The organism is Sporosarcina thermotolerans, from assembly GCF_042658975.1.
Classification (GTDB): Bacteria; Bacillota; Bacilli; order Bacillales_A; family Planococcaceae; genus Sporosarcina; species Sporosarcina thermotolerans.
Window position 1 is genome coordinate 75,336 of the sequence record NZ_JBHSRM010000021.1, and the last position, 16,966, is coordinate 92,301.

Annotated in this window: 16 protein-coding genes, 1 tRNA gene and 2 other RNA genes; 18 read left to right on the forward strand and 1 reads right to left on the reverse strand. The window is 44.0% G+C overall.

The window, feature by feature from the left end:
- Nucleotides 1-240: 240 nt before the first annotated feature.
- Nucleotides 241-312: transfer RNA gene (locus tag ACFPZG_RS16555), tRNA-Arg, on the reverse strand.
- 185 nt (nt 313-497) lie between these two features.
- Here ACFPZG_RS16555 and clpP point away from each other — a divergent pair.
- From clpP to ssrA (ACFPZG_RS16645), 18 genes are all read left to right on the forward strand, one after another.
- Nucleotides 498-1,100, forward strand: a complete 603-nt coding sequence (clpP, locus tag ACFPZG_RS16560; protein ID WP_283734167.1) for an ATP-dependent Clp endopeptidase proteolytic subunit ClpP — start codon at nt 498-500, stop codon at nt 1,098-1,100.
- A gap of 165 nt (nt 1,101-1,265) precedes the next feature.
- Complete coding sequence (locus tag ACFPZG_RS16565) at nt 1,266-1,841, forward strand: LemA family protein (protein WP_317941229.1); 576 nt, start codon at nt 1,266-1,268, stop codon at nt 1,839-1,841.
- The gene (locus tag ACFPZG_RS16570; protein ID WP_283734168.1) at nt 1,841-2,674 is read left to right on the forward strand and encodes a TPM domain-containing protein; all 834 of its coding nucleotides are present in this window, start codon (nt 1,841-1,843) and stop codon (nt 2,672-2,674) included. The genes ACFPZG_RS16565 and ACFPZG_RS16570 overlap by 1 nt, the downstream gene beginning before the upstream one ends.
- A 277-nt stretch (nt 2,675-2,951) precedes the next feature.
- The gene (locus ACFPZG_RS16575) at nt 2,952-3,179 is read left to right on the forward strand and encodes a glutaredoxin family protein (protein WP_283734169.1); all 228 of its coding nucleotides are present in this window, start codon (nt 2,952-2,954) and stop codon (nt 3,177-3,179) included.
- Nucleotides 3,180-3,308: 129 nt separating this feature from the next.
- Entirely contained in the window at nt 3,309-4,349 is a 1,041-nt protein-coding gene (locus ACFPZG_RS16580; protein WP_317941231.1) for a sugar-binding transcriptional regulator, read from the forward strand.
- Between the two features lie 21 nt (nt 4,350-4,370).
- Nucleotides 4,371-5,378, forward strand: a complete 1,008-nt coding sequence (gap, locus tag ACFPZG_RS16585; protein ID WP_283734172.1) for a type I glyceraldehyde-3-phosphate dehydrogenase — start codon at nt 4,371-4,373, stop codon at nt 5,376-5,378.
- A gap of 156 nt (nt 5,379-5,534) precedes the next feature.
- A complete protein-coding gene (locus ACFPZG_RS16590; RefSeq protein WP_283734173.1) occupies nt 5,535-6,719 on the forward strand; it encodes a phosphoglycerate kinase in 1,185 nt (394 codons plus the stop codon).
- A 15-nt stretch (nt 6,720-6,734) separates the two neighbouring features.
- The gene (gene tpiA / locus ACFPZG_RS16595) at nt 6,735-7,496 is read left to right on the forward strand and encodes a triose-phosphate isomerase (RefSeq protein ID WP_283734174.1); all 762 of its coding nucleotides are present in this window, start codon (nt 6,735-6,737) and stop codon (nt 7,494-7,496) included.
- Nucleotides 7,489-9,015: a 2,3-bisphosphoglycerate-independent phosphoglycerate mutase gene (gene gpmI, locus ACFPZG_RS16600; RefSeq protein WP_317941232.1), complete on the forward strand. Its 1,527-nt coding sequence runs from the start codon at nt 7,489-7,491 to the stop codon at nt 9,013-9,015. The genes tpiA and gpmI overlap by 8 nt, the downstream gene beginning before the upstream one ends.
- An 18-nt stretch (nt 9,016-9,033) precedes the next feature.
- On the forward strand, nt 9,034-10,329 hold the full coding sequence (eno, locus tag ACFPZG_RS16605) for a phosphopyruvate hydratase (protein WP_317941233.1): 1,296 nt from the start codon (nt 9,034-9,036) through the stop codon (nt 10,327-10,329).
- A 133-nt stretch (nt 10,330-10,462) separates the two neighbouring features.
- A complete protein-coding gene (gene secG, locus ACFPZG_RS16610) occupies nt 10,463-10,690 on the forward strand; it encodes a preprotein translocase subunit SecG (RefSeq protein ID WP_283734175.1) in 228 nt (75 codons plus the stop codon).
- A 139-nt stretch (nt 10,691-10,829) separates the two neighbouring features.
- Nucleotides 10,830-11,576, forward strand: coding sequence for an alpha/beta hydrolase (locus ACFPZG_RS16615; RefSeq protein ID WP_317941234.1), 747 nt, complete (start codon nt 10,830-10,832; stop codon nt 11,574-11,576).
- 87 nt (nt 11,577-11,663) lie between these two features.
- Complete coding sequence (gene rnr / locus ACFPZG_RS16620; protein ID WP_381428094.1) at nt 11,664-13,958, forward strand: ribonuclease R; 2,295 nt, start codon at nt 11,664-11,666, stop codon at nt 13,956-13,958.
- A 63-nt stretch (nt 13,959-14,021) separates the two neighbouring features.
- Complete coding sequence (smpB, locus tag ACFPZG_RS16625; RefSeq protein WP_283734176.1) at nt 14,022-14,489, forward strand: SsrA-binding protein SmpB; 468 nt, start codon at nt 14,022-14,024, stop codon at nt 14,487-14,489.
- Between the two features lie 103 nt (nt 14,490-14,592).
- Nucleotides 14,593-14,953, forward strand: a transfer-messenger RNA (tmRNA) gene (ssrA, locus tag ACFPZG_RS16630).
- Between the two features lie 125 nt (nt 14,954-15,078).
- Nucleotides 15,079-15,885, forward strand: coding sequence for a HipA domain-containing protein (locus ACFPZG_RS16635; protein ID WP_283734177.1), 807 nt, complete (start codon nt 15,079-15,081; stop codon nt 15,883-15,885).
- Nucleotides 15,878-16,273 carry a hypothetical protein gene (locus ACFPZG_RS16640; protein ID WP_317941235.1) on the forward strand — a complete coding sequence of 132 codons (396 nt, stop codon included), beginning with the start codon at nt 15,878-15,880 and terminating at the stop codon, nt 16,271-16,273. The genes ACFPZG_RS16635 and ACFPZG_RS16640 overlap by 8 nt, the downstream gene beginning before the upstream one ends.
- Nucleotides 16,252-16,586: a transfer-messenger RNA gene (ssrA, locus tag ACFPZG_RS16645) on the forward strand. The genes ACFPZG_RS16640 and ssrA (ACFPZG_RS16645) overlap by 22 nt, the downstream gene beginning before the upstream one ends.
- Nucleotides 16,587-16,966 lie beyond the last annotated feature (380 nt).

The window sequence follows — 16,966 nt, forward strand, 5'->3', positions numbered from 1 at the left end:
ACTTAGCAAAGGTTTGCAGTCTACGTACGCCGCGTCCTGCGGCAACGACTGCATGACCGGCATCCTGCCGGCCTCAGGTATAAGACGAAGATACGGAATGGCGGTTTTTGCTACGTAGTAGATTTGATTATGACCCGAGCATCTAGCGCCCAGAGCTAAACGTAAACAAGAGTACAAATTGCTTTGAATAAAAAAAAGCCGTAAACATGAATGTTTACAGGCTTCTTTATACAGCTTATATGCCCTCGGCGGGAGTCGAACCCACATTTCAAGCTTCGGAGGCTTGCGTGCTATCCATTGCACCACGAGGACGAAATATAGAGTCTGATGGTAACAGACAACACTCATTATACAAATAAAGCCATAAGAATGCAATAGTAAAATTAAATGCGTTATATTTGACCTTAATTGACCATAATATGTATGATAGGTGTACAGTTGAAACAAATGGTTTCAGCAGGTCGACAAATTTGAACCACCTAAAAGGAGGAAATACCATGAATCTAATACCTACAGTCATCGAACAAACAAATCGGGGCGAACGTGCTTATGATATTTATTCTCGTCTATTGAAAGACCGGATTATCATGTTGGGCAGCGCAATCGATGATAATGTTGCCAACTCGATTGTTGCGCAATTGCTATTCCTTGAAGCGGAAGATCCTGAAAAAGACGTTTCCATTTACATTAATAGCCCAGGCGGAAGCATTACTGCTGGTATGGCAATCTATGACACAATGCAATTCATCAAACCGGACATTCAAACAATTTGTATCGGTATGGCTGCATCAATGGGATCTTTCCTATTAACTGCAGGAACAAAAGGAAAACGTTATGCGCTTCCTAATGCAGAAGTGATGATTCACCAACCACTTGGCGGTGCACAAGGTCAGGCAACTGAAATTGAAATTGCTGCAAAACGCATTCTTTTCCTACGTGAGAAATTGAATACGATTCTTTCCGAGCGTACTGGCCAGCCAGTTGACGTTATTGCGAAAGACACAGATCGTGATAATTTCATGACTGCTGAACGTGCGAAAGAATATGGTTTGATTGACCATATTATCACACGCAGCGACATGAAAGACTTGAAAAAATAAGTATTGCTTTGAAAACCGACTTCTTTATATGGAGTCGGTTTTTTAATTTATTCCAAAATGTTTGAAACCTTTTCGGGCGACATACGATAAATAGAATACGGACTCAAGTTTGAATCGTGTTTCCCAAAGGGTATCCGTTAGTATTCAGAATAGGAGTGAGAATGAATGAAAAAACTATTAGGACCACTTACTATCATTATTGTTCTTCTTGTAATACTTGGTATTGTGTTTGTACCAAGTTACAACAAATTTGTAAATTTGGAGGAAGATGTTGATGCGTCGTATGCGCAAGTCGAAAACCAATTGCAACGCCGGCTTGACCTAATTCCGAATTTGGTAAGCACCGTGAAAGGGTACGCAAGCCATGAAAAAGAAGTAATTGCAGAAATATCCGATGCGCGCGCGAAATTATCGGGTGCAACTGGACCTGCAGAACAGGCGGCCGCGGATACCGAATTATCCAATGCATTAGGACGTCTATTGGTTGTAGTGGAAAATTATCCGGATTTGAAGGCGAATCAAAACTTCACCCAGCTCATGGATGAGTTGGCTGGCACCGAGAACCGGATTGGTGTCGCGAGGAAAGATTATAATGACGTCGTTTCCCAATTCAATCGACAAGTGAAAAGGTTTCCGGGGAAATTAGTCGCTTCGATTTTTGGGTTCGATGAAAAAGAGTATTTCCAAGCGAATGAGGCTGCAAAAGAAGCACCTAAAGTAGACTTTGGAGATGGGAAATAGTGATTCGGAAAATCGTTCGATCGCTCACGGTCGCATGTTTACTATTCATGTGCATACCATTCGGGGTGTCGGCAGCCGAAATCCCCGCTTGGAATAAATTCGACTATTTCATCCAAGACCATGCCCGAATTTTATCGAATGAACAAAAAGAAGAGCTGAACCGACTCGGGAAAAACTTGGAACAGGCGACGGGAGCGGAATTGGCGGTCCTCACAATCCCAAGTATAGGTGACGATCCGGTTGAGCAATATGCAGTCGATGCGTTGCGAGCGTATGGACTTGGAAAACAAGGCGAAGACAATGGTGCTTTGCTTGTTGTCACGACGAGACCGAATTCATCTGGGGATCGGCACTTTGAGTTGAGTGTCGGCTATGGCCTCGAGGGCGCACTGCCAGACGGGAAAGTCGGAAGGATCATGGATGAAGTGGCAGTACCGTATTTGAGGAACGAACAACCCGATTTAGCTATTATGGAAGCATACAAATCCTATTACAATGAAATCGCAGCTGAATATGGTTGGAATGGGGAAGTTGCCGAAGTGAATACTCTCGCCGGTCAAGGCGGCGATGGCTTTGGCATCCCGACGCCAATAATTATTTTCATCGTCATTTATCTGCTGTTCCGTTTTATAGGCGGCGGTGGCCGTGGAGGTCGTGGTGGTCGTGGTGGCGGATCGGGTGGCAGAAGAGGAAGAGGACGCGGTATGATCTTTTTCCCTGGCTCCTTTGGGGGCGGAGGAGGATTCGGAGGCGGCGGTGGCTTCGGTGGCGGAGGCGGCTTTACCGGCGGAGGTGGATCCGGTGGTGGCGGCGGCGGCGGTAGAAGCTGGTGACGTTAGAAAGTCTTTGTTGGAATAGTTCCAAGGTCACAAAATGACCATAAAACTCGGGAAATGATCGATAAATACTGGGAAATAATCAATAATTCAACCGAATTGATCAATAACTCTTGGGAAATGATCGATAAACCCCGGGAAATGACCGATAAAATTGGAGACAAGTTGAAAACACCAGATATTCGGCAAGAATCCACAAGGATGTTCTGCAAATCTTTTGCAGAACATCCTTTTTCCCTTATACTTAAGAAAAAACAACTTGAGGTGGGACAACATGCACGTAACATTTTACACAAAACCGGGATGTCATCTATGCGATGATGCCGAAGCAATGATGAAGCTTGTCCAAGAAGACTTTCCACTGACATGGTCCACGGTAAACATCGAATCAGACGATGTAAGCCATGAAAAATATATGCTCATGATTCCTGTCATCGAAAAGGACGGCGAAGTTCTATTGTATGGGCAAATTGGCTATGCCGATTTAATTGACCTTTTTTGAGGCATTTATGTTTGAATTGCAATACAAAGAGGTATAGAATAAGAGTATGAATTATATTTTTTTATATTAGGTGGGACAATTATAGAACAGGTGGGCGTATTTTGTCCCTTATAGAAAGAAGGGCTTTCCTTGAACCCGAATTTACTCGAGGCACAACGAAAGCTTGTGCCGGAAATGATGGAGATTCTTCACCAAAGATACAGGCTTTTGAAGTTCATCGGGGTTTCCGGTCCGATTGGCAGAAGACCATTAAGCATTCAAGCGGATATTTCCGAGCGAGAATGCAGAAACTTAATGGAGGCATTACGAAACGAGGAGCTCATTCGAATTGCGAAAGAAGGGGCCACAATCACATATGAGGGATCCAAGGTCCTTGAACTTCTTGCGCCAAGTATTGAGGAATGGACGGGGCAAAGCTTGATTGCCAGCAAATTGAGTGCTCTCCTTAAAATTCGCAGTGTACAAATCGTCCCGGGAAATTGTGATGTGAATCCGACGGTGAAAAGCTTGATTGGGAAAGAAGCGGCAACCGTTTTCATGCAAAAGATTGAAAATGGTAAAGTCATCGCTGTTACAGGTGGAAGCTCGGTTGCAGCAATTCCGCAACATATCCACTCAATTGATAATCCTGAACAGCTTCATTTTATCGCCGCGAGGGGCGGAGTTGGAGATGATATCGGGCTGCAGGCGAATGTCATTGCTGCATCTTTCGCCGAGGCGAGCGGAGGAACATATAGCACATTTTATTATCCTGAATCCCTTAGCCAAGAAGCGCATGAAATTTTCAAACGTGAACCATCTGTCATTCAAATGATGGAGCAATACGCGCAAACAGATTGTGTCTTGCATGGAATTGGCGATGCAGAACGAATGGCGGAATTACGCAATACGCCTGAGAATGAAAAGCAACTGATCCGAGAAAAAGAGGCGAAGGGCGAAGCGTTCGGCTATTATTTCGATGAAAACGGGGAAGTTGTCCACCGTATCCGAACAGTCGGCATACAAACAGAACAGCTTGAACAGGTTCCGCTGATCATTGCCGTTGCAGGTGGAGTAAGCAAAGCCGATGCGATTTTATCTTATATGGAAAGCGCTCCCCGCCAAACGATTTTGGTGACGGATGAAGGGGCGGCACATGCGATTTTGGAGAAACTGGAAGATAAACAATAAACCTATCTGGAGGTAATGGAAATGACGTTAAAAATAGCGATCAATGGATTCGGCCGTATTGGGAGACTTGTTTTCAGGGAAGCACAGAAAAATGAAGAAATTGAGGTAGTCGCTGTCAATGATTTAACGGATGCTCCGATGTTGGCGCATTTATTAAAATACGATTCAGTCCATGGAATTTTTGATGCTGAGGTTGGATCCGAAGACAATCACCTTGTCGTCAACGGGAAAAAGATTAAAGTGTACGCTGAAAAAGACCCAGCGCAATTGCCATGGGGCGATTTGGGTATCGATATCGTCATCGAATCAACAGGCGTGTTTAGAGACGAAAAAGGTCTCATGAAACATATCGAAGCGGGCGCTAAAAAGGTTATCTTATCCGCACCTGCAAAAGGCGACGTCAAAACACTCGTTATGGGTGTCAATGAAGATTCGTATGATGCAACTCAAGATAAAGTCGTTTCAAATGCATCTTGTACTACAAACTGCCTTGCACCTGTCGTAAAAGTGCTTAACGACAAATTCGGTATCAAACGAGGCATGATGACAACAGTGCACTCGTATACAAACGACCAAAACATTTTGGATTTACCGCATTCCGACTACCGCCGCGCTCGTGCAGCAGGAGAATCAATGATCCCGACGACGACTGGCGCTGCATCAGCCGTAACCAAAGTCATTCCAGAACTAAAAGGAAAATTGGACGGCATGGCTGTCCGTGTACCAACTCCGAACGTTTCACTCGTCGACTTTGTCACTGAACTTTCAAAAGAAGTGACAGTTGAAGATGTGAATGCTGCATTGAAGAACGCATCAGAAAATGAACTGAAGGACATCTTGTTCTATAATGAAATCCCATTAGTCTCACGCGACTACAACGGCAACACAGCTTCTTCTACAGTTGATGGCTTGTCAACGATGGTGTTGGACAATAATATGGTGAAAATCATTTCATGGTATGACAATGAATCCGGCTATTCAGCCCGATGCATCGATTTAGCCCTATATATGTACAACAAAGGTATATAAAACATAGCCATTATAGTGGCAACCCATTATAATAGTGATGGGTAGGAGGAACGGAGAAACCCCGTTCCTTTTTTTGTATAAATACGTTGGAAAATAAAGGGGTTTCAACTAACTCCCAATTTCCTTCGCTTTAATTCTTGGAGGTGTGCAGGTTTTATGAAAGCTAAACAAACAATCAAGGATATCGACCTGAACGGAAAACGTGTATTTTGCCGTGTGGACTTCAACGTGCCGATGGAAAATGGAAACGTATCGGACGACACAAGAATCCGTGCAGCAATACCGACAATCGAATACATGACAGAAAAAGGAGCAAAAGTGATACTCGCTAGTCATCTTGGTAGACCGAAAGGCGAAGTGAAAGATGAACTACGACTTACTGCAGCAGGTGAACGATTGGCTGAACTCCTTCAAAGAGACGTAAAAAAACTTGATGAATCAATTGGTGAAAACGTAGAAAAAGCAGTTTCTGAAATGCAAAACGGAGAGATCCTCCTTCTTGAAAACGTTCGATTCCACGCCGGAGAAGAGAAGAACGACGCGGAACTTGCGAAACAATTTGCTGCACTTGCTGATGTATTCGTCAACGACGCATTCGGAGCTGCCCATCGCGCGCATGCATCGACTGCCGGGATTGCAGAATTCATCCCGGGTGTAAGCGGATTCCTAATGGAGAAAGAATTGGATGTCCTTGGGAAAGCATTGTCTAATCCAGAGCGTCCGTTCACCGCAATTATCGGCGGTGCGAAAGTGAAGGATAAGATTGGTGTCATCGATAACCTTTTAGACAACGTCGACAATTTATTGATTGGCGGAGGATTGTCCTACACATTTACGAAAGCTGAAGGATATGAGACTGGAAACTCACTTGTTGAGGAAGATAAAATCGAACTCGCTCAGTCATTCATTCAAAAAGCGAAAGAGAAAAACGTAAAGCTTTATTTGCCGGTTGATGCGGTAGTTGCAGATACTTTTTCTGAATCGGCAAGTGTAAAAACGGTTAAGATTAATGAAATCCCTGAAGGCTGGATGGGACTTGATATTGGTCCGGCAACAGCGGAAATGTATGCGGATGTCATTAATAACTCGAAACTGATCATTTGGAACGGTCCGATGGGTGTATTTGAAATGGCTCCATTCGCAAACGGCACGAAGCAGGTTGCAATGGCAATGGCTGAAACAGAAGCCTATACAGTTATAGGTGGTGGCGATTCAGCTGCGGCTGTTGAAAAATTCGACGTTGCGGATAAAATGGATCACGTCTCTACAGGCGGCGGCGCTTCTCTTGAGTTCATGGAAGGTAAAGAACTGCCTGGCGTAACTGTTTTGTTAGATAAATGATTGGAGGGGTTAACGTTGCGTAAACGAATCATTGCGGGAAACTGGAAAATGTATAAAAAAATGGGCGAAGCAAAAGCTTTCATTGCGGAAGTAAAAGGGCGTTTACCGATCACTGCCAAGGTCGAAATGGTAATTTGTCCACCCTCGCCATATTTGTCGGAGCTTGTGAATGAATCCGAAGGCACGTCACTAAAAATCGGTGCCCAAACGATGCACGACGTCGAAGAAGGTGCATTCACGGGTGAAGTTAGTCCAAGCATGCTTGCGGATATGAATGTTGAATACGTCATCCTTGGCCATTCTGAGCGTCGTCAGTATTTCAATGAAACAGATGAATCCGTCAATAAGAAAGTGCATGCTGCATTTGCACATCAATTGACGCCTATCGTCTGCGTAGGTGAAAGCCTTGAAGAACGCGAAGAAGGCAAAACAGTTGAACGCGTTTCATCCCAAGTGGAAAAAGCGTTCAACGGCATCAGTGCAGATCAGGCAAAAGCGGCGATCATCGCTTACGAACCGATTTGGGCGATTGGCACTGGAAAGACGGCGACTTCTGAAGATGCGAATGAAGTTTGTAAAGAAATCCGCCAAGAGATCAGCAAGCTTTATGATGAAAGCACTGCAGCTGCAGTCCGCATCCAATACGGTGGAAGTGTGAAACCAGAAAACATTGCCGAGCTCCTGTCCATGGAACATATTGACGGAGCACTTGTCGGCGGGGCAAGCCTCGTCGCAGATTCATTTCTAAAATTAGTTGAGCTGGCAGCTAATGAATAAAGCACCGGTCGCATTGATCATCCTGGATGGATTTGGGTTAAGGGATGAGAAATTCGGCAATGCGGTTGCACAAGCGAACACACCGAATTTCGACATCCTTTGGAATAACTATCCACATTCGACATTAACCGCATGTGGAGAAGCTGTAGGCCTTCCGGATGGACAGATGGGTAATTCGGAAGTAGGTCACTTGAATATTGGTGCCGGCCGGATTGTCTATCAAAGCTTGACGCGTATTAACAAATCCATCAAAGACGGGGATTTTATGACAAACACAGCCCTTCTTGAAGCTGTGGAGCACGCGAAAAAACAAGGCTCTTCCCTGCATTTGATGGGCCTACTCTCTGACGGCGGGGTACATAGTCATTATGAACATCTTTTCGCCCTCCTTCGACTCGCAAAGTTGAACGGACTAAAAAAGGTATATGTTCATGCATTCCTTGATGGAAGGGATGTCGGTCAACGAACCGCTGCAGGTTACGTAGAGCAGACCGAAAAAGTGATGGAAGGTCTTGGAATCGGTAAGATCGCAACCGTTTCCGGTCGCTATTACGCGATGGATCGAGATAAAAGATGGGACCGCGTGGACCTAACTTACCGCGCATTGGTAGACGGGCAAGGGGATGCCTTTGCATCAGCCACTGCTGGTATCCTTTCATCCTATGAGGAAGAAGTGTATGATGAATTCGTGAAGCCGTTTATCATCGAAAAGGACGGCAAACCGATTGCGAAGATCGAAGATGGGGATGCGGTCGTATTCTTTAACTTCAGACCGGATCGCGCAATCCAATTATCCCGCGCTTTTACGGATCCGAAATTCGATGGATTCCATACAGGACCGAAAAACTACGATAACTTGAAGTTCGTAACATTCACTCATTATAGTGAAGATGTACAAGCCGATATTGTCTTCGGCAGCCAAAACTTGGATAATACAATTGGTGAAGTCATTTCAAGCAACGGACTACGCCAGCTTCGAATCGCCGAAACTGAAAAATATCCACATGTTACATTTTTCATGAGTGGCGGTAGAGAAGAAGAATTTGAAGGCGAAACGAGGATCTTAATCGCAAGCCCGAAAGTAGCGACCTATGATTTGAAACCTGAAATGAGCGCAATTGAAGTAACCGAAGCTTTGCTAAAGGAAATTGGAGAAGAGCGCCAGGATGCCATCATCCTTAACTTCGCAAATCCCGACATGGTCGGCCATAGCGGTATGCTTGAACCAACGATAAAAGCAATCGAAACAGTCGACGTATGCTTAGGTCAAATCATCGATGCACTCATGCTAAAGGGCGGTACAGCAATCATCACAGCGGATCACGGAAATTCCGACGAAGTGCTAACACTCGAAGGAAAACCAATGACCGCACATACAACAAACCCTGTTCCTGTCATCATCACAAAAGATGATATACAATTGCGAGAAGGCGGCATCCTCGCCGACCTCGCCCCAACAATGTTAAAACTATTAGGTATCGAACAACCAAAAGAAATGTCCGGAACACCATTATTTTAATAAAAGGGAGAGATTGTAATGCCTATCATTACCCACATCCAAGCAAGAGAAGTACTTGATTCACGCGGAAACCCAACAGTTGAAGTCGAAGTATTCACAGAGAGCGGTGCATTCGGCCGTGCAATCGTCCCTTCAGGCGCCTCCACAGGCGAATACGAAGCAGTCGAACTACGTGACGGCGACGTATCCCGCTACCTTGGAAAAGGCGTTTTACGCGCAGTCGACCACGTAAACGAAGTTATCGCTGAGGAAATCGTCGACAACTACTCCGTATTAGACCAAGTCGTCATCGACAAAGCTCTAATCGAATTAGACGGAACAAAAAACAAAGGTAAGCTTGGTGCTAACGCAATCCTTGGTGTTTCAATGGCAGTAGCACATGCTGCAGCGGATTACTTGGACCTTCCACTCTACCAATACCTTGGCGGCGTCAATGCGAAGCAATTGCCTGTACCAATGATGAACATCCTTAACGGCGGCGAGCATGCCGACAACAACGTCGACATCCAAGAATTCATGATCATGCCAGTAGGCGCAGAATCATTCCGTCACGGAATTCGCATGGGAGCTGAAATCTTCCACAGCCTAAAAGACGTTCTAAAGTCAAAAGGACTTAACACAGCTGTTGGTGACGAAGGTGGATTCGCTCCGAACTTGGCGTCAAACGAAGAAGCACTTTCAACAATCATGGAAGCGATTGAAAATGCGGGCTACAAAGCAGGAGAAGAAATCTTGCTTGCTATGGACGTTGCATCTTCCGAGTTCTACGATAAAGAAGCAAACACATACAACTTGGCAGGCGAAGGCATCACAAAAACTTCGGAGCAAATGGTTGACTGGTACGAAGAGCTTTGCAATAAATACCCAATCGTTTCAATTGAAGACGGTCTTGATGAAAACGACTGGGCAGGCCACAAGCTATTGACAGAACGTCTTGGCAAAAAGGTTCAGTTAGTCGGAGACGATCTATTCGTTACAAACACTGAGAAATTGGAACGCGGTATCGAAGAAGGCGTCGGCAACTCAATTCTTATCAAAGTGAACCAAATCGGTACACTGACAGAAACATTCGACGCAATCGAAATGGCAAAACGCGCAGGATACACAGCAGTCATCTCCCACCGTTCAGGTGAATCAGAAGACACAACAATCGCTGACATCGCGGTAGCAACAAACGCTGGCCAAATCAAAACAGGCGCACCGTCACGTACAGACCGCGTTGCAAAATACAACCAATTGCTTCGCATCGAAGACCAATTGGACGAAACATCCGTCTACCTTGGCGCAAAAACATTCTATAACCTAAAAAAATAAATCATCAAAACAGCCGGCACTAGCCGGCTGTAAGTTTTTTAATCAACACTGTACATTCAAAACTTGTTGTAACAATTTAAAGTATTTGATAGAATATAAGTATTGTTATGTTCGATGCAGGAGGTGGAACAAAGTGCATGCTTTGTTAATGACATTACTAGTAATCGTATCATTGGCGTTAATCGTTGTTGTATTATTGCAATCTGGAAAAAGTGCAGGTCTATCTGGAGCCATCTCCGGTGGTGCTGAACAGCTTTTTGGTAAACAAAAAGCACGTGGATTGGACTTGATACTCCAAAGAGTGACAATTATCCTTTCAATTTTATTTTTCATTTTGGCACTTGCCATCGTAAAAGTCTGATTGGAAATTCCGATTTGAAACTCAATAGAGCATATAAACAAACGCCTGGCCACCCGTATGGTCGGGCGTTTTTTTCCATAATGCATGGGAATAATAAAATACATACGCTTTTTTGTCAGCAAGTGAAAGGATGAACGACATGAGAATTGCACAACCGAAACCATTCTTTTTTGAACATGGGAAACGAGCGGTACTCTTATTACACGGCTTCACAGGCACATCAGCAGACGTCAGAATGTTAGGCCGTTTCCTTGAAAAGAAAGGCTATACATCACTCGCGCCGCATTACCGCGGGCACGGCGTCCCACCTGAGGAACTTATTAAAACAGGTCCCGACGAATGGTGGGAAGACGTTGAAGCTGGATACCAGCAATTAATCGACGCTGGATACAAAGAAATCGCAGTTTGTGGATTATCACTTGGTGGAGTATTTTCATTGAAAATAGGGGTTAAAATGAAAGTTAAGGGTATTGTAACGATGTGTGCCCCGATGTCGATTAAACACACGGATAAAATGTATGAAGGCGTGTTAAAATACGCTTCAGAATACAAACGATATGAAGGAAAATCCAAACAGGAAATCGAAGAAGAAGTGGACGCATTGCGTGGGCAAACAATGCCTTCCTTAAGCGAATTAACGACGCTCGTCGATTCCGTTCGGGAACAGCTTCCATCCATCAAAGCACCTCTTTTCGTTGTCCAATCAAGCAATGATGAAGTGATTGACGTGAATTCCGCCAAGATCATCTTTAATAACACAGCGTCGTCAGATAAAATAATCGAGTTCTATAAAGAGTCGACGCATGTCATTACATTGGGACCGGAAAAAGAGCAGCTGCATGAGGATATATATCAATTTCTTGAATCACTAAGCTGGAACGTGTGAAAATGGAAATAGTTGACGATAGTGAAGAATGGAGGGATGTAATTGGACTTTATAGATGAAGAATTAAAAAATAGGTTGATCTCTTTTATGAGAGAAGAATCGTATAAGCCGCTAACCGTTCAAGAAATCCAGGAAGCGTTAGGTATTGAAGGGGCGGCCGAATTCAAAGAGCTCGTAAAGATGCTTGTACATCTGGAGCAGAAAGGTGAAATCATCCGATCGCGTACGAACCGTTACGGTGTTCCAGAACGCATGAACCTTATACGAGGCAAGTTCATTGGGCATGCCAAAGGGTTCGGGTTCGTTACACCTGAAACGGAAGGGATGGATGATATTTTCATCCCGCCGCCGGAAGTAAACGGGGCGATGAACGGTGATATCGTGCTTGTCCGTGTTTCGAAAGGTGATGACTACGGTGGACGCCGCGAAGGGACGATCATCCGAATTGCCGAGCGGAAAACGACGAAGGTTGTCGGGACGTACCAAGATAATCGCGGGTTCGGATTCGTCATTCCTGACGATAAAAAGCTTCCGATGGACATTTTTATCGGAAAAGGAAATTCCCTCGATGCTGTAGAAGGGCATAAGGTTGTCGTGGAAATCACGGATTGGCCAAGTGATTTGAAATCAGCGACTGGAATGGTCGTACAAATTCTTGGACATAAAAACGATCCTGGCGTCGATATTTTATCGATCATCCATAAGCATGGCATCGAAGTCGAGTTTCCTCAAGAAGTGATGGATGAGGCGAATCGAACACCTGACGAAGTGAAGGAACAGGATTTATTCAAGCGTAAAGACCTGAGGGACGATCTTGTCATCACAATTGACGGAGCAGATGCGAAGGACTTGGATGATGCGATTTCGCTTACGAAAAATGAAGACGGCACATTCACTTTGTCTGTTCATATCGCGGACGTCAGCCATTACGTCAGAGAGAATACAGCGCTTGACGATGAAGCGTTTGAACGTGCGACGAGCGTCTATTTGACGGATAGGGTTATTCCGATGCTTCCGCATAAGTTGTCGAACGGAATCTGTTCATTGAACCCGCATGTGGATCGGTTGACGCTTTCCTGTTCGATGAAAATCGATCGTAACGGAAAAACGATTGACCATCAAATCTTTGAAAGTGTCATCAAATCGAAAGAGCGGATGACATACACGGATGTCTTTAAGATCATCGAAGAAAAAGACGAAGAGCTTATGGAGAAGTATGCCCATATCGTTCCGATGTTGAATGATATGGCTGAACTTGCCTCGATATTAAGACAGAAGAGGATCGATAGAGGCGCCATCGATTTCGATTTCAAGGAATCGAAAGTCATTGTCGATGAAAAAGGGTGGCCGACAGATATCGTCATAAGGGAACGAACTGCTTCCGAAAGACTGATCGAAGAATTCATGCTTGCAGCGAATGAAACAGTTGCAGAGCATTTCCATTGGCTGCAAGTGCCATTCCTTTACCGTATACACGAAGATCCGAAGGCCGAGAAACTGCAACGCTTCTTCGAGTTCCTGACGAATTTCGGAATCGTAGTGAAAGGTACTGGGAATAAAGTGCATCCAAGAGCTTTACAGGAAATTGTCGAGTCGATTGAAGGAATGCCGGAGGAGACTGTCATTTCAACAATGCTTCTTCGTTCGATGCAACAGGCGAAGTATTTCCCTGAAAGCTTGGGCCACTTCGGGTTGTCGGCGGATTTCTATACACATTTCACATCCCCGATTAGACGATATCCGGATTTGATCGTTCACCGATTGATCCGCACGTATTTAATCAAAAAAGATCTTTCGTCCGAGACGATTGCTCATTGGAATGCCAATATGGGTGAAATTGCGGAGCATACATCGGAACGCGAACGCCGTGCTGTCGATGCTGAACGTGATACGGATGCCTTGAAAAAGGCACAGTATATGCTTGATAAGATTGGTGAGGAATTCGACGGCGTCATTTCTTCGGTCACGAACTTCGGTATGTTCGTGGAACTCGAGAACACGGTCGAAGGGTTAGTCCACGTTAGCTATATGACGGATGATTACTACCGATTCGATGACCGCCAAATGATGATGCTTGGTGAGCATACTGGAAAACAGTTCCGAATCGGTGATGAAGTTACGATCCGCGTCGTATCTGTTAAGCCGGAGGAATCTGCAATCGACTTCGAAATTTCGGGCATGAAGCAGTCGTTCCACCGTAATCGGAAGGAAACGCCGAAAGTTATCCATGCGAAGAAGCCGTCAAGTGGTGGCCGGGGTGACTCCGGAAAGTCGAAATCTACCGATAAGAAAAAAGGAAATACAACATCTAATTCTAAGAAGAAGTTCTATGAAGGTGTTGCAAAAAATAAGAAGAAACAAGCTCCAAGAAAGAGAAAATAAAGGCTAACGGCATTCGTTAACGCGAGTGCCGTGGCATTTTGATGTAGTTAGGGGGAGAAAAGAATGGCAAAAGGTCAAGGCAAAGTTCTGGCAATCAATAAAAAAGCGAATCACGACTTTGCGATAGAAGAAACGATTGAGGCAGGAATCGTCTTGCAAGGAACTGAAATCAAGTCAATCCGTAACGGCAAAGTCCAACTTCGTGACGCATTCGTGCTGATCCGTAACAATGAAGCATGGATTTCCAATATGCATATCAGTCCGTACGAACAGGGAAATCAATTCAACCACGATCCACTACGTTCTCGAAAGCTGCTGCTCCATAAGAAACAGATTGCAACGTTGCTCGGGCAGACAAAGCAGGAAGGCTTCGCAATTGTGCCATTGAAGATGTACTTGAAAGATGGCTTTGCGAAAGTGTTGATTGGTATAGGTAAAGGGAAAAAGAACTATGATAAACGTGAAGATCTGAAGAAGAAGGAAGCAAAACGTGAAGTGGAACGTGCCTTCAAGGCGAAACAGCAGTATTGATTTTTACGTCAAAATGTAGTAAGATGATAGTAGTGATATAGTTCAGAAGCCTTTCAACAGGCATTCCTGACATCCCTTTAAAGGTGTAACAACCTTTTATAACGGGGACGTTACGGATTCGACAGGGGTGGTCTGGGCTTGAGCTGCGCGTCGGAGGGCTCGTCTCCGTCAGAAACGGCAGTTAATAATAACTGGCAAAACAAACAACAACTTAGCATTCGCAGCGTAAGCTGATGAATCTGCCTAGCAGTTCCATCGCCCATGTGGCATTGTTAGGCTCAACTTAAGTGGGATACGGTAGCGGTCGCCTCCTGAGGCCGTTGCAAGAGATTATCAGGATAGCGCTCACGGATAGCCTTGATTGACGGCAAACGTGCGCGCGAATCCAAGTAGTCAATCTACACGCGTAGACGCTGAAGTAGCAGAGCCTTTGGACGCGGGTTCGACTCCCGCCGTCTCCATAGTTTTTATGGAATAAATACGGTAGTATCAATGGTTTAAAGAATAAAGATATTGTACAGAGGATAGACTTCTGGGCAATATCTTTTTTCATATATAAAAATGTTTGTGAGTGGGGGATGTGATTTGTATGGAAATAATAAAGATTCCTAAAGAAGCAGTACGTATAATCAGCACCTCAAGTAAAGGCGATCAATCAAAATGGCATGACGGTGATAAATGGATCAAACAAAATACACGGGGATATGAAGGGCTTGCTGAGGTACTTGCATCACTCATCCTATCTTGCTCAACATTAACGAAGCAACAATATGTCACCTACAAACCTTGTAAAATCCTTTTACCTACTGGTGAAACATCCATTGGCTGTTATTCCTATGACTTTCGGGGTAAATTACAAGAAGTCACACTTGAACGTTTATTCGAAGCGAATTTCACCTCGACTGACTCCATCTTAAACGATAAAGCATTATCGACAAAAGAAAAATTTGAACAGCTTATGCAACGAATTGAGGCATTTACAGGGCTTGATGCCCGTGATGAAATTACCCGATTGCTTGCATTTGATGCGCTCATTTTAAATGAAGATCGCCATACAAATAATATCCTATTTTTATATGATCCAGTTGAAAAGACCTGGCAAATCGCTCCGATCTTTGATAACGGACTTAGCTTATTATCTGATGAAAAAGATTACGCCCCTAACAAACCACTAACGATTTTAATAAGAAAAGTGAAAGCAAAGCCATTCAATTCAAGTTTTTCCAGACAACTTGCTTTATATAAGGGACCGGCGTTTATCGATAAAACCAAGCTGCTACATCATCTTGAAACAACGGATATTGATTTTGGCCGAGCGAAACAAGTACTCCTTTCGCAAATGAATGACACTAATTTTGCCCATCTGTTCCTCGAAGGAAGTGATACCGATGATTGATTATATGAAGTTTGATGTGATGTGGATGGATGAAGTCATTGCGTCTGTAAACTTAAAACCAGCGAATGGCGGGACTCCATACGTTATTAATTATATTAGTGACTTCAACAAGCAGTTTTCCCCGAATATGGAGGGACATATTACGATTGACGAACTGGAGAAATGGTTGAAATGGCGCACGTTTCCTCCTACCCGTGCGAATGCCGAGGAACTATTGGAGAGTCTTGGCATGCAAGCATATAATCGCTGGGGCATTGTAAGGAAAACCCATGGCGTCATGGCGGATGATGAGATTTGGTTAAGATTCGAAGGGGAAACACTGAGGCACAAGGATGTTTGTTTGCGTAAAAATCTTTATTATCCTCAAGAGTCATCTATTGCTGAATGATCTTAACGAGGGCTCTTCTCCGTCAAAAACGGCAGTTAATAATAACTGGCAAAACAAACAACAACCTAACATTCGCAGCTTAATAGTTGCTGAATCTGCCTAACAGTTCCATCGCCCCATGTGGCACTGTTAGGCTCACCTATTAGTGAGATACGGTCACGGTCGCCTCCTGAGGCCGTTGCAAGAGTTTAAACAGGATAGCGCACACGGATAGCCTTGATTGACGGCAAACGTGCTCGCGAATCCAAGTAGTCAATCTACACGCGTAGACGCTGAAGTATTGGAGCCTTTAGACGCGGGTTCGACTCCCGCCGTCTGCATAGTTATTATGGAAAACAGTAAAGATAAGAATGTGACTTTAAGTATATTTTTGCCGCATTGGCAAGGATATACTTAATTTTATTTTTGGCAGGAGTATACTTAAAACATTGGTTAAACTGAATTGGTTATGGTTAAATATGATTGATTTAATAAGATTTTTTTAATCCAATAAATCAATTATAGTAAATAAGTTAGGTAAAGAAAATTAGTTATTGGACTCTGATTAATTTAATTCCCTGGTACTCTACTTTATACAACGCCTAAAATCCTTGATATTCAAGGATTTTAGGCGTTTTTTATTTAGGTTCTATAATATTTGTTGGGGTGTTCACGCAAATTAAACAAAAAAATGCACGTAATCACCGTTTCTTT